20 protein-coding genes are annotated in these 20,520 nt (G+C 57.2%); 12 read left to right on the top strand and 8 right to left on the bottom strand.

What is annotated here, in order from left to right; genetic code table 11:
- Positions 1 to 25: 25 nt before the first annotated feature.
- The 5 genes from fhuB to hrpB form a co-directional block, all read right to left on the bottom strand.
- Complete coding sequence (gene fhuB / locus OB87_RS11225) at positions 26 to 2,017, bottom strand: Fe(3+)-hydroxamate ABC transporter permease FhuB (RefSeq protein ID WP_050515703.1); 1,992 nt, start codon at positions 2,015 to 2,017, stop codon at positions 26 to 28.
- 20 nt (positions 2,018 to 2,037) lie between these two features.
- The gene (gene fhuD / locus OB87_RS11220) at positions 2,038 to 2,949 is read right to left on the bottom strand and encodes a Fe(3+)-hydroxamate ABC transporter substrate-binding protein FhuD (RefSeq protein ID WP_033569529.1); all 912 of its coding nucleotides are present in this window, start codon (positions 2,947 to 2,949) and stop codon (positions 2,038 to 2,040) included.
- An 11-nt stretch (positions 2,950 to 2,960) separates the two neighbouring features.
- The gene (gene fhuC / locus OB87_RS11215; RefSeq protein WP_033569661.1) at positions 2,961 to 3,758 is read right to left on the bottom strand and encodes a Fe3+-hydroxamate ABC transporter ATP-binding protein FhuC; all 798 of its coding nucleotides are present in this window, start codon (positions 3,756 to 3,758) and stop codon (positions 2,961 to 2,963) included.
- A gap of 227 nt (positions 3,759 to 3,985) precedes the next feature.
- A complete protein-coding gene (gene mrcB / locus OB87_RS11210) occupies positions 3,986 to 6,487 on the bottom strand; it encodes a bifunctional glycosyl transferase/transpeptidase (RefSeq protein ID WP_033569528.1) in 2,502 nt (833 codons plus the stop codon).
- Positions 6,488 to 6,590: 103 nt separating this feature from the next.
- Complete coding sequence (gene hrpB, locus OB87_RS11205) at positions 6,591 to 9,032, bottom strand: ATP-dependent helicase HrpB (RefSeq protein WP_033569527.1); 2,442 nt, start codon at positions 9,030 to 9,032, stop codon at positions 6,591 to 6,593.
- A gap of 200 nt (positions 9,033 to 9,232) precedes the next feature.
- Here hrpB and thpR point away from each other — a divergent pair, with 200 nt between their 5' ends.
- The 9 genes from thpR (at position 9,233) to panD (ending at position 16,313) form a co-directional block, all read left to right on the top strand.
- Entirely contained in the window at positions 9,233 to 9,766 is a 534-nt protein-coding gene (gene thpR / locus OB87_RS11200; protein WP_033569526.1) for an RNA 2',3'-cyclic phosphodiesterase, read from the top strand.
- A 12-nt stretch (positions 9,767 to 9,778) separates the two neighbouring features.
- Positions 9,779 to 10,480: a DNA/RNA nuclease SfsA gene (gene sfsA / locus OB87_RS11195; protein ID WP_033569525.1), complete on the top strand. Its 702-nt coding sequence runs from the start codon at positions 9,779 to 9,781 to the stop codon at positions 10,478 to 10,480.
- Positions 10,481 to 10,669: 189 nt separating this feature from the next.
- Positions 10,670 to 11,125 carry an RNA polymerase-binding protein DksA gene (gene dksA, locus OB87_RS11190; RefSeq protein ID WP_012768782.1) on the top strand — a complete coding sequence of 152 codons (456 nt, stop codon included), beginning with the start codon at positions 10,670 to 10,672 and terminating at the stop codon, positions 11,123 to 11,125.
- Between the two features lie 92 nt (positions 11,126 to 11,217).
- The gene (gluQRS, locus tag OB87_RS11185) at positions 11,218 to 12,126 is read left to right on the top strand and encodes a tRNA glutamyl-Q(34) synthetase GluQRS (protein ID WP_033569524.1); all 909 of its coding nucleotides are present in this window, start codon (positions 11,218 to 11,220) and stop codon (positions 12,124 to 12,126) included.
- Between the two features lie 68 nt (positions 12,127 to 12,194).
- Positions 12,195 to 13,598 carry a polynucleotide adenylyltransferase PcnB gene (gene pcnB, locus OB87_RS11180; protein ID WP_072025462.1) on the top strand — a complete coding sequence of 468 codons (1,404 nt, stop codon included), beginning with the start codon at positions 12,195 to 12,197 and terminating at the stop codon, positions 13,596 to 13,598.
- On the top strand, positions 13,595 to 14,083 hold the full coding sequence (gene folK, locus OB87_RS11175) for a 2-amino-4-hydroxy-6-hydroxymethyldihydropteridine diphosphokinase (RefSeq protein WP_033569522.1): 489 nt from the start codon (positions 13,595 to 13,597) through the stop codon (positions 14,081 to 14,083). The genes pcnB and folK overlap by 4 nt, the downstream gene beginning before the upstream one ends.
- A 159-nt stretch (positions 14,084 to 14,242) precedes the next feature.
- Complete coding sequence (gene panB, locus OB87_RS11170) at positions 14,243 to 15,037, top strand: 3-methyl-2-oxobutanoate hydroxymethyltransferase (protein WP_033569521.1); 795 nt, start codon at positions 14,243 to 14,245, stop codon at positions 15,035 to 15,037.
- Positions 15,038 to 15,052: 15 nt separating this feature from the next.
- Positions 15,053 to 15,907, top strand: coding sequence for a pantoate--beta-alanine ligase (gene panC, locus OB87_RS11165; RefSeq protein WP_033569520.1), 855 nt, complete (start codon positions 15,053 to 15,055; stop codon positions 15,905 to 15,907).
- Between the two features lie 25 nt (positions 15,908 to 15,932).
- The gene (gene panD / locus OB87_RS11160) at positions 15,933 to 16,313 is read left to right on the top strand and encodes an aspartate 1-decarboxylase (RefSeq protein WP_033569519.1); all 381 of its coding nucleotides are present in this window, start codon (positions 15,933 to 15,935) and stop codon (positions 16,311 to 16,313) included.
- A gap of 68 nt (positions 16,314 to 16,381) precedes the next feature.
- Here the strand turns inward: panD and OB87_RS11155 are convergent, their stop codons facing one another.
- Complete coding sequence (locus tag OB87_RS11155; RefSeq protein ID WP_033569518.1) at positions 16,382 to 17,152, bottom strand: ABC transporter permease; 771 nt, start codon at positions 17,150 to 17,152, stop codon at positions 16,382 to 16,384.
- The gene (locus OB87_RS11150) at positions 17,149 to 18,072 is read right to left on the bottom strand and encodes an ABC transporter ATP-binding protein (protein WP_033569517.1); all 924 of its coding nucleotides are present in this window, start codon (positions 18,070 to 18,072) and stop codon (positions 17,149 to 17,151) included. Before OB87_RS11150 ends, OB87_RS11155 begins: the two co-directional genes overlap by 4 nt.
- A gap of 127 nt (positions 18,073 to 18,199) precedes the next feature.
- Between OB87_RS11150 and can the strand changes: the two genes are divergently transcribed.
- Positions 18,200 to 18,841 carry a carbonate dehydratase gene (gene can, locus OB87_RS11145; protein WP_033569516.1) on the top strand — a complete coding sequence of 214 codons (642 nt, stop codon included), beginning with the start codon at positions 18,200 to 18,202 and terminating at the stop codon, positions 18,839 to 18,841.
- Positions 18,842 to 18,884: 43 nt separating this feature from the next.
- Here can and hpt read toward each other — a convergent pair whose 3' ends face one another.
- A complete protein-coding gene (gene hpt / locus OB87_RS11140) occupies positions 18,885 to 19,418 on the bottom strand; it encodes a hypoxanthine phosphoribosyltransferase (protein ID WP_200884286.1) in 534 nt (177 codons plus the stop codon).
- A 146-nt stretch (positions 19,419 to 19,564) separates the two neighbouring features.
- Between hpt and OB87_RS11135 the strand changes: the two genes are divergently transcribed.
- A complete protein-coding gene (locus tag OB87_RS11135) occupies positions 19,565 to 20,017 on the top strand; it encodes a GNAT family N-acetyltransferase (RefSeq protein WP_033569515.1) in 453 nt (150 codons plus the stop codon).
- A gap of 156 nt (positions 20,018 to 20,173) precedes the next feature.
- Positions 20,174 to 20,506 carry a hypothetical protein gene (locus OB87_RS11130; protein WP_033569514.1) on the top strand — a complete coding sequence of 111 codons (333 nt, stop codon included), beginning with the start codon at positions 20,174 to 20,176 and terminating at the stop codon, positions 20,504 to 20,506.
- Positions 20,507 to 20,520: the final 14 nt, after the last annotated feature.

Genomic DNA, 20,520 nt, shown 5'->3' with positions numbered 1-20,520 from the left:
CCCCCACCGGCTATTTCTTCCCGCCTTACCGCGCCTGACGGCGCAGCAGCCAGATAAAATAAGGCGCACCAATGAAGGTCGCCAGTAAACCGGCTGGAATCTGATTCGGGAACAACAACATCCGGCCACACCAGTCAGCCAGCACCATCAGTCCACCGCCAATCAGCGCCGAGCAAGCCAATTGTGGTATCACACGATTAAACCCCAGCATACGCGCCATGTGCGGTGCCATCAGCCCGACAAAGCTCATTGGCCCTACCGTCATGGTCGCTACCGCGGTCAATATTGCCGCCAGTAATAATATCGACAAGCGCACCGGTGTCACCGCCACCCCCAGCGACCGGGTGGTGGTAACGCCCAACGGCAGCATCCGCAGCCAACGCTGACACAGCGGCACCACCAGCAACGCTAGCAGCATCACCGCCACAGACGTTATCGCCTGCCCCCCCGTCACCGGATAAGTCGAACCGGACAACCAGGTCAGCAGGCTTCCACTGCGGGGATCGCCGCTGGCCAGTAACAGGCTGATCAACGTGGTAAACGCCGTGCCCAGTGCAATTCCCACCAGCAACATGCGTTGCGTCGAAAAACCACCTCGCCCGGCTACCGCCATGATCAGCAACAGCGTCACCGCCGCCCCAAGTGTACCAGCCGATAGCATCCAGTTCGTGACGTTGCCAGCCACCAGAAACAGCAATGCCACCACACCAAACGCCGAACCGGCGCTAATCCCCAGCACTTCCGGGCTGCCCATCGGGTTACCGGTTAAACGCTGAATCAGGCTCCCGGCCATCGCCAGCATCACCCCAGCGGTTAGCGCCGCCATCACCCGCGGCCAGCGCCAGGGCAACAGCGCCGATAATTCCTGACCGCGGGCCCAGTACCAACCGGCGGGTTCCCGCCCCAAAGACAGCGCCACCGTGACCACCACCAGCAACAACGCCAGCCCAGCCAGCCACCATCGTCCCCAGAAAGCGCGTTCGGTCAGCGCTTTCTGCCCGTCCTGCAACATCGGCGGTGCGGTGGAGCGCAGCCGCGGCAACAGCCATAGTAATAATGGTGCGCCCATCAGCGCAGTGGCGGCACCAGTCGGCACCTCACGCCAGACGCCCGCCAGCCATAGTAAGACTTGGTCGGTCAGTGTGAGCAACAACGCGCCTAATAACGGCGACAGCCACAGGCGTTGCCCCAATCGGCGGGCACCCAGCATTTTTGCTATCAGCGGCGCAAACAGGCCAATAAACCCGATAATACCGGCAGCGTTGACCCACTGCGCGCTGAGGAAAATCGCCAGCAGCAACGTGCCGACGCGCGCTACTGACAGGCTCAGTCCCAGGTTGTGGGCCACGCCGTCATCCAGCCCCAGCAACGTCAGCGGGCGCGCCAGCAATACCGCCAGCACGACACCGACCACCAGCACCGGCAGCACTCGCATGACGTTCTGCCAGTCTTGCTGATTGAGCGAACCGCTGCTCCACAGAAATAGGTTGGTCAATTGCTCGTAGTGAAACAGCGCCAGCAGTTGAGTAACCGCGCTGCAATACAAACTCAGCACCAGCCCGGCCAGAATCAGCGTGACCGGCGACAGGCGCTTGCCCCAGGCTACGCCGAACACCAGCGCGCCCACCAGTAACGCGCCTGCCATCGCCGCCAGTTGTGACGTCAACCAACCGCCGGGCCACGCCCACAGCGTCGCCACCGTCAGCCCCAGCTGCGCACCGCTTGCTACCCCGAGCGTTGACGGTTCGGCCAGCGGATTACGTAATACCTGCTGAAACAGCACCCCCACCAGCCCCAGCCCGGCACCGATCAACAATGCCAGCGTCAGGCGTGGCAACAGGCTGTAATGGAACAGCAACTGACGCAGGTCGGCGATATCGGGTGACAGCGCGCCCTGCCGCCATAATGCCAGCGGCAACTGCTGATGCAGATTGTAAAACGCCATCAGGATAGTCAGCAGCGACAACGCCGCCACAACCCTCGTCAGCAAACCGGACTGCGACGCGCGCGTTGGCATATTCACGGCATTCTCCACGCTCATGTCAGCCGCTCCATCGCGTTGTCCAACAGTCGGCAGAAACGCATCGCCGACAGAGTGGCACCATACAGCCAGACAGCCTCGGTACGTTGCCAGCGCTGGTCCCGAACAAATGGCAATGCGCGCCAGACGGGATTCATGCTGACCCGTGACATCACCGCCTCGTTGCCATGTTCGAAACAAATGGCATTGGCATGACCGATTGACGCCAGTTGTTCGATACCTATCACCGTACTGCCCCAGAAATTGGTGCTGCCCTGCCAGGCGTTTTCAATGCCAAGCTGATCCAACACGTCCTGAAACAAGCTGTGTTTTCCCACTACCAACACATGGCGCTCATCCAGCACCGAAAACAGCAACAGCGGACGGCGGGTATAGGGCTGCAATCTGACGCGGGCTTGTGCCATAAACTGATCAAACGCCGTCAGATGGCGTTCAGCGGCGTCGTTCATCGCCAGGCGTTCCGCCAGCGTCGTCAGCGACTGTCTTGCGACCTGCAACGGCTTACCATTGCCGTCGCTAAAGGCGAAGCCCAGTGACGGCGCAATGCGTTCAAGCTGTTCCGCCGCCGGGCCATACCCCGTCGAATAAAGCAGTAGTGAAGGGTTGAGCCGTACCAGCAGTTCGAGGTTAGGTTCGGTGCGCAAACCGACATCCACTACGCTTGCTGGCAATGTCGGCGCTTGCACCCACAAGCGGTAGTTGTGGATATCCGCCACCCCCATCGGCATGACGCCCAATGCCATCAATAATTCGACCGGCAGCCATTCCAGCGCCACGATGCGCTGGCTATCCACCGTAGCCGCACGGGTATCAAAAGGAGAAAACCACGGGGCAACCAGCATCGCCGCCAGCAGACGGCGCCGGAGCGCATCCGGTTGGTTCAGGCTACCCATCATCTTGTTCAGCATACGACACTCATTCAACACACAAAACTGACCGGCGTCCCTTCAACCGGATGGGGCAATACCCCCATCGGGATGCCGTAAATAGCCTGCAACACCTCCGCCTGCATCAGTGCCTGTGGCGTTCCCTGCGCCACTATCCGCCCCTGACGCAGCGCCACCAGTTCGTCGCAGTAACGCGCCGCCATGTTAATGTCGTGCAATACGGCAATCACCGTCAGGCCGCGTTGCTGGCTCATTTGTCGTATCAGCGACAGCACCTCCACCTGATGAGCAATGTCCAACGCCGATGTCGGTTCATCCAGCAACAAGCAGCGGCTGTCCTGCGCCACGGTCATCGCCAGCCAGGCGCGTTGCCGCTCGCCACCGGATAAGCTGTCCACCAGCCGGTGGGCGAAAGGCGACAGCCCCACCAGTTCAATGGCGTCGTCCACTTTCTGCTGGTCGGCCGGTGCAAAACGACCCAGCGCACCGTGCCACGGGTAGCGGCCAACCGCCACCAGTTCGCGTACCGTCATGCCGTCGGCGGCAGGCAATTGCTGCGGGAGATAAGCGACCTGACGGGCGAATGCCTTACCACGCCACTCCGGCAGTGGTTTTTCCGCCAGCCAGGCAGAGCCACTGGAAGGTGCCTGATGGCGTCCCAACATTTTCAATAGGGTAGATTTGCCTGAGCCGTTATGACCAAGCAAGCCGCAGACTTTTCCCGCCGGAAACGTCAGTGTCAGCGGATGCAGCAATACCCGATCGGCCACGGAAAAGCTGACCTCATTCAGCCGGAAGGTCATCTCCGGCGGCATCATAGCTTTTTGCATCATGAGTTCGTGCGTTGAAGGTGTTCGGTTCGCCCGCCAGTGATCACGCTAGGCAAATATGAAAACGATAATGATTATCGTAAACATTAAATCATAGGCGTAAGCCAAGGCTCTCCGCAACCGATTTAGATACTGGCGGGTGAAATACAGGTATCGGGACAAGAACAGACGAGGAAAGAAGACAAAAAACACGCCCGGCGAACCGGGCGTATGTATGGATGTGGCGCTTACTGCCCAAACATCTGCTTGATCCAATCAGGAACGCTGCCGCCTTCCTGCTGATTTTGCTGTGGCTGACCGTTTGATGAGCCGGTCGGTTGCTGCACCGCTTGCTGGCTAGCCTGACACAACGCCTGCGGGTTATCCGTCCACACCGGCAATGCCCGGCCAGCGCTACCGTTACAGATAAAGTTGCCGTTACTGTCCACCGTCATGGTGGTAATGCCTTCCGGCGGTGTCAGCATCAGCGGCAACGGTGTCTGGTTTTCCAGATAGCGGCGATAAATAGTCAGCGCGCCGTTAGCACCGGTCAGCTTAGCCGGGCCATTATTGTCGCGACCCACCCAGGTGATCACCACTTCCTTACCGTCAACGCCAGCAAACCAGCTGTCACGCAGGTCGTTGGTCGTACCGGTTTTCCCCGCCAGATGGTAGTTACCAAATTTCACCATTAACGAACGTGAGGTGCCGCGCTCTACCACCTGTTGCATACCATACAACGTAAGGTAGGCGGCCTGTGAAGGCACAGCCCGTTCGGCTTGCGGGAAGCTCTGATACAGTACTTTACCGTCTTCGGCGATCACCGAACGCAGCGCCGAGAGTGGTGCACGGCTACCGCCACTGGCGATAGTCTGGTACTCCTGCGCCACTTCCATCGGTGTCAGGCTGATGGCACCCAGTAACATCGCCGGTACTGGCTGAATCTGGTTCTGCGGGATCCCCAGCTTCTGCAATGTATCGCTGATCTGATCCAGCCCGACCGCCATGCCTAAGTTAACCGTCGGCACGTTGAGCGAGTTCGCCAGCGCATCCACCAGCATCACCCGACCACGGAATTCCCGATCGTAGTTTTTGGGTTCCCAGGTTGTCCCGTTCGACTGTTTGAGCGAAATCGGCTCATCCGCCAGAATGGTGTTAAGTCGGTAGCGATCCGGCATACTGAGCGCCGTCAGGTAAGTAGGCGGTTTCGCCAGCGACCCCACCGAACGGCGTGCCTGCATGGCGCGGTTGAAACCAGCGAACTGCGTGTCAGAACCGCCGACCATCGCCCGAACCTCGCCGCTGAAGCGATCGACAATCACCATCGCCGATTCCAGATCTTTAACCCCGCGCGCCGCGCGTAATGCCGGAATACCGTCTTCCACCGCTTTTTCCGCCGCATCCTGCGACACCGGATCCAGCGTGGTGAAGATTTTCACCCCAGACAGATCGTTAGCCTTGTCGCCCAGCCGCTGTTGTAACTCCTGCCGCACCATCTGCATGAACGCGGGCTGCGGACTGATCACCCCGCCTTTCGGCTGAACACCCAACGGGCGGGCGCTCAACATGTTGTAAAGATCTTCGTCGATAACCTGCTGGTTTTGCAGCAACTTCAACACCAGGTTACGACGTTCCAGCGTCACCTGCGGATTGCGCCACGGGTTATAGAGCGACGCCCCTTTTACCATTCCCACCAGCATCGCCTGTTGGTCAAGGCTCAATTCATCTACTGGCCGCCCGAAATAATAAAGGCTAGCCAGCGGAAAACCGCGGATCTGATCGTTACCACTCTGACCGAGGTACACCTCGTTCAGATACAACTCCAGGATACGATCCTTGCTGTAGCGGTAATCCATGATCAACGCCATGTAGGCTTCGTTGGCTTTACGCCATAGCGAGCGTTCGTTGGTCAGGAACAGGTTTTTCACCAACTGCTGGGTTAGCGTACTGCCGCCCTGCACCGCCCGGCCCGCTGTCAGGTTGGCGATCAACGCACGGCCGATGGAGTAAAAACTGATGCCATCATGCTCGTAGAAATGGCGGTCTTCGGTGGCGACCAGTGTTTGCACCAGCAGGTCAGGGAAACCGGAACGCTGCACAAACAGTCGCTGCTCACCATTCGGCGATTGCAGCATGGTGATCAGTTTCGGATCGAGCCGGAAGAAACCGAAATTACGCTGATTATCCATGTTCTGGATCTGCGACAACCGGTCACTGCTGAACAGCATTTTGGCGTGAATTTGACCTTCCTTGCCGTCCGGGAAGTCAAAAGGACGGCGTAGAATTTCGATGCTGTTAGCCTGCACCGTGAATTCTCCTGGTCGGGTAATACGGCTAACCTCACGGTATTGCATACCTTCCAGCAAATTGACCATCTCTTTCTTGCTGTAAGCCATGCCCGGTTCAAGGTTGACCATGCGTCCATACACCGCCGCCGGAAGTTGCCATACTTTGCCGTCGATACGACTGCGAATTTCGCCGTCGAGGTAAACGCCATAAATCGACATTACCACCACGAAAATCAGGAATAGCCGGATCAACAGCCCCAGCCAGCGACGCTTCTTACGCGGCCGTTTGCTCATGACTTCTTCCTCGTCATCCTCATCGTCGTCATAGTCTTCTTCGTACTCGTCTTCATAATCGTCGTCGTAATCATCATCCCTGCGACGGCGCGTCGCTTGCCTGCGAGGGGGAGTTTGTCGTGACGCACTACGTTTGCGCCCGATAGGTTCGCGGTCATCCCGAGACATTACAGTGACATCTCCATCAGGTTACTGACGACCGCCGGATACCCGTTATGGCCGTCTACTCTGTGTCTCCCACGCTGCACAAGGAAGGGGGAAACATCTGAAATTAGGTATTTTGGTATTTTCTGGTTCGTCGGGTCGGTGCCGTATTCGCCGGATCATCCGGCCAGACATGCTTGGGATAGCGCCCTTTCATTTCTTTCTGCACTTCCCGATAAGCACCTTTCCAGAAGGCCGCCAGATCGCGAGTGATCTGCAATGGCCGCATCGCCGGAGACAACAATTCCAGCACCAGCGCCACCCGACCTTCAGCCAACAACGGGCTGGCCTGTTCGCCGAACATCTCTTGTAGTCTTACTGCCAGCACCGGCGGTTGGTCAGCATCATAACGGATCGACAAACGACTACCGCCGGGCACAGTGTAGTGGCTGGGCAGTGCGCTATCCAGCCGCTGGCGCTGCGACCAGTTGAGCAAACGCCACAGCGCTTCGCTCAGGTTTACCTGATTCAGCGTGCGCCGATCCCGAACACCAGCCAGCGACGGCAGTAACCATAGTTCCAGCGACGCCAGCAAGGCCGCGTCATCCACCGCAGGCCAGTCCACCTCGGGTAACCACTGCCGGGCACACCATAACCGCTGGCGCAGTTGCAACGCCGGTTCGTCCCAGTTCAACACCGACAGCCCCTGCTCACGCAACCAGTTAAGCATCGCCTGCTGCAACGCTTCGTCCGACGGCTTGGCTAATGGCCGGGACGATAGCGTCAGGTGGCCTACCTGCGTTCGCAAGCTGGCGCGCAGAGTACCTTTTTCTTCATCCCAGTGCATCAGATTCTGTTCAGTCACCAGTTCCGGCCGCTGGCGCACCAGTTGGTCAATATCCACCGACAACGCCAGTAAAATACGGGCGTCGGCACTGTTCGGACTCTGCATCAGAACCGGAGCCAGCAGCCATTCCGATGCTACCAACGCGTCTTCCGGCGGCAGACTGGCTCCAGACCCGTTCGCCAGTTGATAGCGCCCATCCTGACCACGCCGCCGGGCGATACGATCTGCAAAGCCTGCCGACAACAACGCGACGGCCAGGCTTTCATTTACCTTGCCTGACGTCTTGCCGACACGGCGCACCAGTTGTTGTGCCCGCCGCTGCCAGTGACTGGCGGGACGATGCAGAGCATCAGCCAGATTTGGCGACCCGGTACGTGGCGGCTCTTCGATGATCGCCGCCAGCAACGCCGCTGTCGCCAGCGCATCCGAATCCTGTCCGGCGGCATGTAACATTGCCGCCAGCCGTGGATCACTGCCCAGTGCCGCCATCTTACGTCCATCCGCCGTCAGCCGTTGTTGCGCATCGCACATGCCCAACTGCGCCAGCAAACGGTCTGCCGCCAGTAATGCGGGTTGAGGCGGTGTATCCAGCCAACAGAGCTGCGCGGCGTCGTTGCAGCCCCACTGCAACAGATCCAGCCGCAACCCGGACAAATCACTGTGCAACATTTCTGGCTCGCTTTGTGCTGCGGCGCGTTCAGCCTGCTCACGGGCGAACAGATGCCAGCACACGCCCGGCTCCAGTCGCCCGGCACGTCCGGCGCGCTGCACCATTGATGCCTGGCTGATGCGCTGCGTCGTCAGGCGAGTCAACCCGGTTTTGACATCAAACAGCGCCACCCGCTCCAGACCACTGTCTACCACAACCCGAATGCCTTCGATGGTCAGGCTGGTTTCGGCGATGTTGGTCGCCAGTACTATTTTGCGCCGTCCGGCAGCCGTCGGCAGGATCGCTCTTTGTTGCTCCGCCAACGTCAGCGCACCGTACAACGGGCAGATATCCACCTCCGCCAACACCGTATTTTCCAGTAGCGTCTGTACCCGTTTAATTTCTGCCACGCCCGGCAAAAATACCAGCAACGAACCGGTTTCGTCCTGCAACAGACGGTAAACCAACCGGGCTGTCGCCTCCTCCAGACGTTCTTGCGAGCCAACCGGCTGGTAATGCCGCTCCACTGGCCAGGAACGACCTTGCGACGACACGCTGATCGATTGCGGTAATAAAGAAGAGAGTCGGGAGTTATCCAACGTAGCGGACATGATCAACAGCGTCAGATCATCACGCAGCCCCTGCTGGACATCCAGCAACAGCGCCAGCGCCAGATCGGCCTGTAGACTGCGCTCATGAAATTCATCCAGCACGACCAAAGAGACGCCATCCAACATCGGATCATGTTGCAGCATCCGGGTCAGAATGCCTTCTGTCACCACTTCCAGCCGGGTTTGGCTGCTCACCCGACTCTCCGAGCGCATACGGTAACCGACGGTTTGTCCCGGTGTTTCCCCCAACCACTCCGCCAGCCGGAAAGCCACGCTTTTAGCCGCCAGCCGACGCGGTTCCAGCATAATAATGCGGCCGGGAAACGCACTCTGCTGCAATAGCTGCAACGGCAACCAGGTGGACTTGCCTGCACCGGTCGGGGCATGTAGCAACACTTGCGGCGCGGTATGCAACGCCTGGATGACGTCATCCAGTACGGCGCTGACGGGGGGTAGACTCACACAACTCTCCGTAATGACTGAATCCGGCGGCACAGCAATACAGCACAATTCATAGCCGGACGTTATCTAAAGACATATCTTAATAAAAGGAAAAACAGCGCACCGTCCGGTTGCCTGAACGCGGCGAATGGCGGAACGTAACCTTAACTTTATTCGGCGGGCATTGTAGCATCGGAACCCCACAGAACAGAGAGATTGCCATGACCCCGACCCGCCGCCTGTTTTTTGCTCTGTCGTTGCCAGAGGCGATCGGCCAGCAGATCGTACACTGGCGCGCCGCGCAATTCGCTCCCGAGGCGGGTCGCCCGGTGGCAGCGGCCAATCTGCACCTGACGCTGGCATTCCTCGGTGAGGTCAGTGACGCCAAAATGCAGGTTTTGCAGACGCTGGCTGGCCGTATTCGCCAACCGGTGTTTACCCTTACGCTGAACGATGCCGGCCACTGGCCCCGACCTGGCGTAGTGTGGCTCGGTTGTCGTCAGGCACCGCGTGGATTACTGCAACTGGCAGAGATGCTGCGTGCCCAGGCGGCGCGTAACGGTTGTTATCAACCGCCTCAGCCGTTTCATCCGCATATCACGCTGTTACGTGGTGCCACTCGCCCAATGCCGGTGCCGCCCGCCACATTCAGTTGGTCCGTGCCGGTCGAGCAGTTTTTTCTGTACGAATCGCACACCGATGCGGGCCGAACCCACTATCGCACCCTCGCCCACTGGCCGTTGCTGACTTCCTGAGAGACATCATTCATGCAATTTTCCCCACGCCTGCAACCCGCCACGCTGCTCAAACGTTACAAACGATTTCTGGCGGATGTGGTGACGCCCGCAGGAGAAAGCCTGACGCTACACTGCCCTAACACCGGCGCGATGACTGGCTGTGGTGCGCCAGGCGATACCGTCTGGTATTCCACCTCGGATAACCCGAAACGCAAATACCCTCACACCTGGGAACTGACGCAAACGACGCAGGGACACTGGATTGGCGTCAACACCTTGCGCGCCAATCAATTAGTGCTTGAAGCGTTGCACGCAGGCCGACTGGCCGATTTCACAGGTTACACCACTATCCGTGCTGAAGTGCGCTATGGTTCGGAAAACAGCAGGATAGATGTGTTATTGCAGGCAGAGGACCGGGCGGACTGCTATATTGAAGTCAAATCAGTCACATTATTGCAACATGGATGTGGTTACTTTCCCGATGCGGTGACGCTCAGAGGGCAAAAGCATCTGCGGGAACTGCAACAGATGGCGGCGCAGGGATGTCGAGCTGTTTTGTGTTTCGCCGCGCTGCACTCCGGTATCGACCGGATTTCACCAGCGCAACACATTGACCGACATTACGCCGAATTATTACAACTATCCCGGCAGCAGGGGGTTGAAATTCTGTGTTACGGTGCCCATATCACGCCTGATGGCATGACGCTGGGGCAATTATTACCGTTTCAATAACGTGACGACAGCGAGCTAATTCTGCCACACGTTATGTATTATCTGATGGGATTATGCCGGTTCTCACACTTTGTCAGGCCAGTGTCGGGAATCATTGCCAACCTAACGTCCATCTGTTATTTATAGCGGCCTGTTTTTCCCCCCTGGGGGAGTCGATACTGCGTGTCGTGTTTATGTAGGAGAAGCAACATGCAAGAAGGGCAAAACCGTAAGACATCCTCTCTGAGCATTCTCGCGATTGCCGGAGTGGAGCCGTACCAGGAGAAGCCGGGCGAAGAATACATGAACGACGCTCAGCTGGCTCATTTCAGGCGTATTCTTGAAGCATGGCGCAATCAACTCAGGGACGAAGTCGATCGAACCGTATCGCACATGCAGGATGAAGCCGCTAACTTCCCGGACCCGGTAGACCGTGCCGCACAGGAAGAAGAATTCAGCCTTGAACTGCGCAACCGCGATCGCGAACGTAAGCTGATCAAGAAGATTGCCAAAACACTGCAGAAAATCGAAGACGAGGACTTTGGCTATTGTGAGTCCTGTGGCGTGGAAATCGGTATCCGTCGTCTGGAAGCCCGCCCCACTGCCGATCTGTGCATTGACTGTAAAACACTGGCCGAAATCCGCGAAAAGCAGATGGCCGGATGATATCAGCCCGGCGGGAGAGCACACGCACAACCGCCGGGATTTCGCGTCTTATGATCAATCCGCATTATCGTCAACCGGCATGATATCGCCGTATGTCTGAATCACACCCTTATGTTGGGCGCTTTGCCCCCTCCCCGTCTGGCGACCTCCACTTTGGTTCCCTGATAGCCGCATTGGGCAGCTACCTGCAGGCCCGAGCCTGCCGCGGGCGTTGGCTGGTTCGTATTGAAGATATTGATCCCCCCCGCGAAGTGCCCGGTGCTGCCGCACGCATTCTCCGTCAGTTGGAACAGTATGGCCTGTTCTGGGACGGTGACGTGGTGTACCAGTCCCGCCGCCACGATCTGTACCGTGCCGTGCTGGCTGACCTGCAGCGTCAGGGGAAATGCTACTTCTGTACCTGTACCCGGCAACGCATCCAGCAGATTGGCGGCCACTATGACGGCCACTGCCGCGATCGCGGCCTGCCGCCGAACCAGGCCGCGTTGCGCCTGCGCCAGAACCAACCAGTTCTCAGCTTTTACGATCGCTTACGCGGGCAGATTGATGCCGACCCGATGCTGGCACGAGAAGACTTTATTATCCATCGCCGCGATGGGCTGTTTGCCTACAATCTGGCCGTCGTGGTTGACGATCACGATCAGGGCGTTACCGAAATTGTACGCGGCGCGGATCTGATCGAACCGACGGTGCGCCAGTTATCACTGTATCAACAGTTGGATTATCCAGCTCCGGCCTACGTCCATCTGCCGCTGGCGCTCAATGATGACGGCAACAAGCTTTCCAAGCAGAACCATGCTCCGGCGCTGCCGGATGGCGATCCTCAGGCTGTGCTGGCACAGGCGTTGGCCTTTTTGCGCCAGCCATTACCAACACACTGGCGGGACCTTGACCGAGAGGCGTTGCTCGCGTGGGCCATCGCGCACTGGTCACTGGCGACAGTCCCTGTTGAAGCCGCGCTTACATCGCCGGAAATAACATCAGCATTCTCAAAGGGCTGAGGGTGAGCTATGATTAGCCGCTATTTTTTGTTGTGCCGTTAATTTTCCAATGATTATCGAGGTGTATTATCTTTACCCGGGTAGCTAATTTTTGCCGCAAGGTACTGAATCGTGAGAATGAGCCCGCCAGGGCGGACAATCCGCCGCAGGCGATGACGGTCGTTCCCCGTGACCAGCACGCCATTTCACGTAGCGACATCAGTGAGAATGCGCTGAAAGTACTGTATCGCCTGAGCAAAGCGGGCTATGAGGCTTATCTGGTAGGCGGCGGCGTCCGCGACCTGCTGTTGGGCAAAAAACCCAAAGACTTCGATATCACTACCAACGCCACCCCGGAGCAGGTACGCAAATTGTTCCGTAACTGTCGGCTGGTCGGCCGCCGTTTCCGTCTGGCGCATGTGATGTTCGGTCCTGAAGTCATTGAAGTCGCGACATTTCGTGGTCACCACGAACAGCATCAGGAACAGGAAACGAAAAATGCCGCTCAGCAAGGCCATAACGGTATGCTGCTGCGTGACAACATTTTCGGCACCATCGAAGAAGACGCGCAACGACGCGACTTCTCCATCAACAGCCTTTATTACAGCATCGCCGACTTCACCGTTCGTGACTACACCAACGGCCTGAACGACCTGCGTCAGGGGCTGATTCGCCTGATTGGCGAACCGGAAACCCGCTACCGTGAAGACCCGGTACGTATGCTGCGTGCGGTACGATTCGCCGCCAAGCTCAGTATGCGCATCAGCCCGGAAACCGCCGAGCCGATTCCCCGCCTGGCCTCGCTGCTGCACGACATCCCTCCGGCACGCTTGTTCGAAGAATCGCTGAAACTGTTGCAGGCAGGCCACGGCTATCCGACCTATCAGTTACTGTGCGAATACCAACTGTTTCAGCCGCTGTTCCCGCTGATCAGCCGTTATTTCACGGCTAACGGCGAGAGTACGATGGAGCGGATGATCGTGCAGGTGCTGAAAAACACCGATCAACGCCTCCAGAACGACATGCGCGTCAACCCAGCCTTCCTGTTCTCCGCCATGCTGTGGTATCCGCTGGTCGAGCACGCCCAAAAACTGACGCAGGAAAGCGGGCTGGCCTACTTCGAGGCGTTTGCCTTAGCCATGAACGATGTACTGGATGAACAGTGCCGCTCGCTGGCGATCCCTAAACGCATTACCTCGCTTGTCCGCGATATCTGGCAGCTACAGTTGCGCCTGTCGCGTCGTCAGGGCAAACGCGCCTTCAAGCTGATGGAACACCCGAAATTCCGCGCCGCGTATGACCTGCTCTGCCTGCGTGCCGAAATCGAAAACCATCAGGAGTTGCAACGCCTGGCGCAGTGGTGGGGCGAGTTTCAGGTTGCTGCACCGCCACGCCAGCAGGTGATGTTGAACACACTGGATGACGGCCCAACGCCGCATCGCCGTTCACGCCGCCCGCGTAAGCGTCCAGCCCGTCGGGATAACATTCGGTGATTCAGGTTTATCTGGCGCTGGGCAGCAACCTGTCCGAACCATTGCAACAGGTGCGCGCGGCGCTAACCGCGTTGGACGCCATTCCTCGCACCCGGCTGGTGCGCTGTTCATCATTTTATCGCAGCCGCCCGCTCGGCCCACAGGATCAACCGGATTATCTCAATGCGGTTGCTGAGTTACAGACCACGTTGCTACCGGAAGCGCTGCTGGACCATACCCAGCGTATTGAACAAGAACAAGGACGAGTACGTAAGGATCACCGCTGGGGACCGCGTACCCTCGATCTTGATATTCTGCTATTTGGCTCCCAGACGCTGCATACCGAACGGCTCACGGTGCCGCACTATGACATGAAAAACCGTGAGTTCATGCTCTACCCACTGGCTGAACTGGCACCAGAACTGGTGTTTCCCGATGGCGAAGCGCTGACGACGCGGTTACAACAGGTGCCCCGTAACGGCCTGACGCGGTGGGAGGAACAGTAGCCCTTCCTCCTTTTCCTGCCGACTGCAACACACCGCTGGCACCCAATGGGTGTCAATCTCTTGTTTTACAAATAGAAATAGACTGCTGTTCCTGATGCCTGCCTTCCTTTAGAATGACTCACCCTTGAACTGCCCTTGAGTTGACTCAGGAAGGTTGCCATGAAAGCGACGACGATTTCTCATCTGCGCCAGTGGAAACAAGAACAAAGAAAGTTCGCCACACTGACCGCTTACGACGCCAGCTTCGCCCAGTTGTTCTATGAACAGGGTATTCGTGTAATGCTGGTGGGGGACTCTCTCGGTATGCCCGTGCAGGGCCACGACTCGACCCTGCCTGTTACCATTGATGATATGGTTTATCACACCCGCTGTGTGCGGCGCGGCGCACCGCATTGCCTGCTGCTATCCGACCTGCCTTTCATGGGCGCTGCCACGCCGGAGCAAGCCTGCCAGCAAGCGGCAGCGTTGATGCGCGCTGGTGCGAACATGGTCAAGATAGAAGGCGGCAGTTGGCTTGTTCCTACCGTGCGTATGCTGACTGAACGCGCCGTCCCGGTGTGTGGACACCTGGGGTTGACCCCACAGTCGGTCAATATCTTTGGCGGCTACAAAGTCCAGGGGCGTGACGAAGCCGCCGCCAACCAATTGCTGCAAGATGCGCTGGCGCTGGAGCAAGCAGGCGCTCAGTTATTGGTGCTGGAATGCGTGCCGGTATCGCTGGCGCAACGCGTGACCGAAGCGCTCACTATCCCGGTTATCGGCATCGGTGCCGGTAACGTCACCGACGGCCAGATTCTGGTGATGCACGACGCGCTGGGTGTGACCGGCGGTCATACGCCGAAGTTCGCCCGCAACTTCATGGCGGAAGCGGCGGATATCCGCGCCGCCGTTCGCCTGTATGTACAGGAAGTTGAACAGGGAACCTTTCCCGACGAGAAATACAGTTTTGTTTAACACAGGAGCAAACGTGTGTTGATTATTGAAACGCCGGTGCTGCTGCGCCGCGAACTCCGCCGCTGGCGTCAGGAAGGAAAACGCATCGCACTGGTGCCGACTATGGGCAACCTGCATGACGGCCACCTGACCCTGGTGGATGAAGCCCGAGCCCGAGCTGATATCGTGGTGGTCAGTATTTTTGTCAATCCCTTGCAGTTTGAGCGGGCAGACGATCTGGCCCGCTACCCTCGCACCTTGCAGGAAGACTGCGAGAAGCTGACGCGGCGTGGCGTTGACCTGGTGTTCGCGCCCGCTCCCGACACCCTCTACCCCAATGGCCTGCAACAGCAGACGTTCGTGGAAGTACCGGGGCTGTCGCAGATGCTGGAAGGTGCCAGCCGTCCGGGGCATTTTCGTGGTGTCTCCACCGTCGTCAGTAAGCTGTTCAATCTGGTACAGCCGGATGTCGCCTGCTTTGGCGAAAAAGATTACCAGCAACTGGCGCTGATCCGTCAGATGGTGGCCGACATGGACTACGACATCAGCGTCGTCGGTGTGCCTATCGTGCGCGCCAAAGACGGCCTGGCGCTCAGTTCCCGCAACGGTTATCTCACCGCCGAGGAGCGTCAGCAGGCACCACAACTCTGTCGCATCATGAACGAGGTGGTAGAGCAATTATCCAACGGCGACCGGCAAATTGATGATATGCTCGCCAACGCATCAGAAGCGCTGCGCGAAGCCGGATTCACACCCGACGAGCTATTTATTCGCGACGCCGCAACGTTGCAGCCGCTGACCATTGAAAGTACCCATGCGGTGGTGCTGATGGCGGCCTGGCTGGGTAAAGCGCGTCTGATTGATAACCAACAGGTGGATTTGACCACCTGATTTTTCCAACCAGAGTGACAGACCGATGATTCGAACCATGCTGCAAGGTAAGCTGCACCGGGTGAAGGTAACCCAGGCTGACTTACATTATGAAGGGTCCTGCGCCATCGATCAGGATTTTATGGACGCCGCCGGTATTCTTGAATACGAAGCGATCGACATCTATAACGTGGACAACGGCCACCGTTTTTCCACCTATGCGATCGCGGCTGAACGCGGCTCCCGCATTATTTCCGTCAACGGCGCGGCCGCACGCTGCGCCTGCGTCGGCGACAAGCTGATTATCTGCTCCTATGTGCAGATGCCGGATGAGCAGGCGCGCGAGCACCGCCCGAAGGTCGCCTATTTTGGCGACAACAATACGTTGCAGCGCACCGCCAAGGCGATTCCGGTGCAGATCGCCTGAGTCATTACGCCGATAAAAAAGCGGGACGGTATACACCATCCCGCTTCACCGCCAACAAAACCAGCCGACTAACTACGCAAACCGCGCCCACGCTCAATCAGCCACCAGCTCAGCCCATAGAACACCACGATGAACGCCAGCAGCACCGCCAGCGTCAGTAGCAACGGCACATCATGAATACCCAGGAATCCAAAGCGGAAACCGCTGATCATATAAACGACCGGGTTCAGTTTGGACACCGCCTGCCAGAACGGTGATAGCAACGACAGCGAGTAGAACACACCGCCCAGATAGGTCAGCGGCGTCAGCACAAAGGTCGGAATCAGGCTGATGTCATCGAAAGTTTTGGCGAATACGGCGTTGATAAGCCCCGCCAGCGAAAACAGCATCGATGTCAGCAACAGCGTCACCACCACCATCCACCAGGCATGAACATGCAGCGGCACAAAGAACAGCGACACCATCGTCACCAGCACACCAACACAGATACCGCGCGCCATACCGCCACCGACATAACCGGCAATGATGATGTGCGTCGGCACCGGTGCCACCAGCAGCTCTTCGATATTGCGTTGAAATTTAGCGCTGAAAAATGACGATGCAACGTTGGCATAGGCGTTGGTAATCACCGACATCATGATCAACCCTGGCACGATGAACTGCATGTAACTAAAGCCATTCATCTCACCGATACGTGTACCGATCAGATTGCCGAAAATGATGAAATACAGCGACATGGTAATCACAGGTGGCACCAGCGTCTGGACCCAGATTCGGGCAAAGCGATTGATTTCTTTGCTCCAGATGCTCTGCAACGCTACCCAATATAACCCCATCATGCTTTATCTCCGTTGTTATTGAGCAGTGCGACAAACAGTTCTTCCAGACGGTTGGCCTTGTTGCGCATACTGAGAACCTGAATGCCTTGCGCGCTGAGTTGGCTAAAAATACCGTTCAGCCCTTGTTCACGTCTCACGTCCACTTCCAGCGTAGAGGTATCCACCAACCGGTGCTGATAACCTTCCAACCGGGGAAGCGCACTCTTCGCCGCCAAGTCGAAAAAGAACGTTTCCGATTGCAGCTTGGATAACAACGCCTTCATCGAGGTGTTTTCCACCAACTGCCCGGACTGGATGATGCCGATATTGCGGCACAGCATTTCCGCCTCTTCCAGATAATGGGTCGTCAGGATGATGGTGGTGCCCTGCCCGTTAAGCTCTTTGAGGAACCCCCACATTGAGCGACGCAATTCGATGTCCACCCCGGCGGTCGGCTCATCAAGAATCAGCAGCTTAGGCTCATGCATCAACGCCCGTGCAATCATCAATCGGCGCTTCATCCCACCCGATAACATGCGGGCACGCTCGTTACGCTTGCCCCACAGGTCGAGCTGGTTGAGGTACTTTTCCGCACGCCGTAACGCTTCCTGCCGGGGAACGCCGTAATAACCGGCCTGATTGACCACAATTTGCATCACGGTTTCAAATGGATTGAAGTTGAACTCTTGCGGCACCAACCCCAGTTGCCGCTTGGCGTTCACGATATCCCGGTCCAGATCGTAACCGAACACCTGAATCCTGCCGTCGGTCTTGTTGACCAGCGAACTGATGATGCCGATGGTGGTGGACTTGCCCGCACCATTAGGGCCCAGCAGAGCATAAAAATCCCCGGCTTCAACGCGCAGGTCGATACCGCGCAACGCGCGAACGCCCCCAGGGTACGTTTTGGTCACATTCATCAATTCCAGTGCATATGTCATAGCTGAAAGCGTGCCTTATTATCAGTTGAGCGAGTCCTGGTCGGACCCAGTTTTCGATTTCAAAACCCCTGTGATTGCTCTATATTACCCCTCACCGCCCTTTTGTTGTTACAGGTCATTTACTTTCATGAAAACGATAGAAACGCTGATCGCCAATAACCAGCTGTGGTCTGAAACGATAGTGAAAGAAGACCCCGATTATTTTGAACGGCTGGCATTAGCTCAGCGCCCCCGCTTTCTGTGGATTGGTTGTTCTGATAGCCGGGTTCCCGCAGAAAGCCTGACCAGCCTCGAACCGGGCGAACTGTTTGTTCACCGCAACGTGGCTAACCTGGTTATCCATACCGATCTTAACTGCCTGTCCGTAGTGCAGTACGCTGTTGAAGTTCTGGAAGTGGAGCACATCATCATTTGCGGCCACTATGGCTGCGGTGGTGTACAGGCTGCGGTCGAAAACCCGGAACTAGGGTTGATCAACAACTGGCTGCTCCACATCCGTGACCTGTGGTATAAGCACAGCTCATTGCTGGGAGAATTGCCACCCGAACAGCGGTTTAACAAACTGTGTGAAATCAACGTAGTGGAACAGGTGTACAACCTGGGTCACTCTACCATCATGCAGTCCGCCTGGAAACGCGGCCAAAAAGTGACAATTCATGGTTGGGTCTACGGGATTCAGGATGGTCGTCTGCGTGACCTGGAAGTCACCGCCACCAGCCGTGAGACGCTGGAGCAGCGTTACCGCCGGGCGGTTTCGTCGCTGCTGTAACCTTTTCATTGCGCCCATGCCAACATGGGCGCAATGTCATGCTTTATTGCGGAATGACCTTGCCGATAAACGGCAGATGACGATAGTGCTGGGCATAATCGATACCATATCCCACCACAAACTCGTCAGGGATGGAAAAACCAACCCATTCTACCGGCACCTGCACTTCACGACGTGACGGTTTATCCAGCAGAGTGCAAATAGCCAGCGACTTCGGCTCGCGCAATTGCAAAATCTCTCTCACTTTGCTCAGGGTATTACCGGAGTCGATGATATCTTCGACAATCAGCACGTCTTTACCACGGATATCTTCGTCCAGATCCTTCAGAATCTTCACGTCACGGGATGAGTTCATACCGCCGCCGTAACTGGAGGCAGTCATAAAATCCACCTCGTGGGAATGGTCAATGGCGCGGCACAGATCGGCCATAAACACAAAGGAACCGCGCAGCAACCCCACCAGCACCATGTCGCTGCTACTGTTGCGATAATGCTCGCTGATTTGGCGTCCGAGTTCGGCCACCCGAGCCTTGACCTCCTGCTCGGAGATCATGACATCCACCGTATGTTTCATCATACTGACAACTCACAGAAAAAAGGTATCCAGTATCGGCCACAGAGGCCATACTCCGATGCAGGCACACCACCAGGCTGTGCCGCACTTCATCACGGCGCGCAGTATAACAGAAAGCCTGGTTTCACCCACCCCATAGCGGAGAGAGCATGACATCCTTATCGTCTTCAATGGCTGACAGCACCATCACCTATAAAGTGAATGACCCCATCAATGTCGATCAGTTTATCCACCTGCTTAACCGAACCTCACTGGGTCCGAGACGACCGTTGGATCAACGGGATACCCTTGCAGGTATGCTAACCGAGACAGACCTGCTGGTGACGGCATGGCGCGGCGATGAACTGGTCGGTGTAGCGCGCAGCGTGACGGATTACCACTTTTGCTGTTACCTGTCCGACCTGGCGGTGGATGAAGCATGTCAACATGGCGGTATCGGTCGTCAGCTTATTGCGCATACCGCGCAGCAGCTCAAACCACACTGTCGCCTGATCTTGATTGCCGCGCCTCAGGCCGTGGATTATTACCCCAAAATCGGTTTTGAGGCACACCCCAGTGCCTGGCACATTCTGGCAGGCGATTTTCTCGCACTGACATGCTGAAGCCGGTATCAGGTTTGCCGAGTGTGGTGAAAATATCAACGTATTCGCAAGAGAGTCAGGATTTCGTTATCGGCGGATAAAAGAGGGTAAAACGCATTGCGCAGCCTCAGTACAAGGTTTTTCATATGTCATGACCAACCTATGGAGAGGTGTACCATGACATCACTATCGAAAATTTGTCGTACCGCGGCGCTCATCGCCGGTATTTCCCTGATCTCCGCCGTATCCGTGGCCTCCGCGCATCCGGAAGGCGTTGAACCGCCGACATTCGGCAAACCGGGCGCATTTCCACCACCGCCTGGATTCCCACCACCGATGCCTGCGCTCTACCAGGCGTCGTTGCAGGCAAGCGACCCAGTACAAGCCGTCAACAAGCTGGTCGCCAATGTACCGCAAGGCAACGGTAAAACCTATGAAGTAAGTATCAGCGTGCGGGAAATCCCCCCCATGCCTCAGCCTGAACCACATGCGCCGAATGCAACCAAATAGCCTCGCATGTGACG

Source organism: Dickeya undicola (assembly GCF_000784735.1).
Taxonomy (GTDB): domain Bacteria; phylum Pseudomonadota; class Gammaproteobacteria; order Enterobacterales; family Enterobacteriaceae; genus Dickeya; species Dickeya undicola.
The sequence above is the reverse complement of the archived record's forward strand: the minus strand, read 5'-3'. Positions and strand labels throughout refer to the sequence as shown.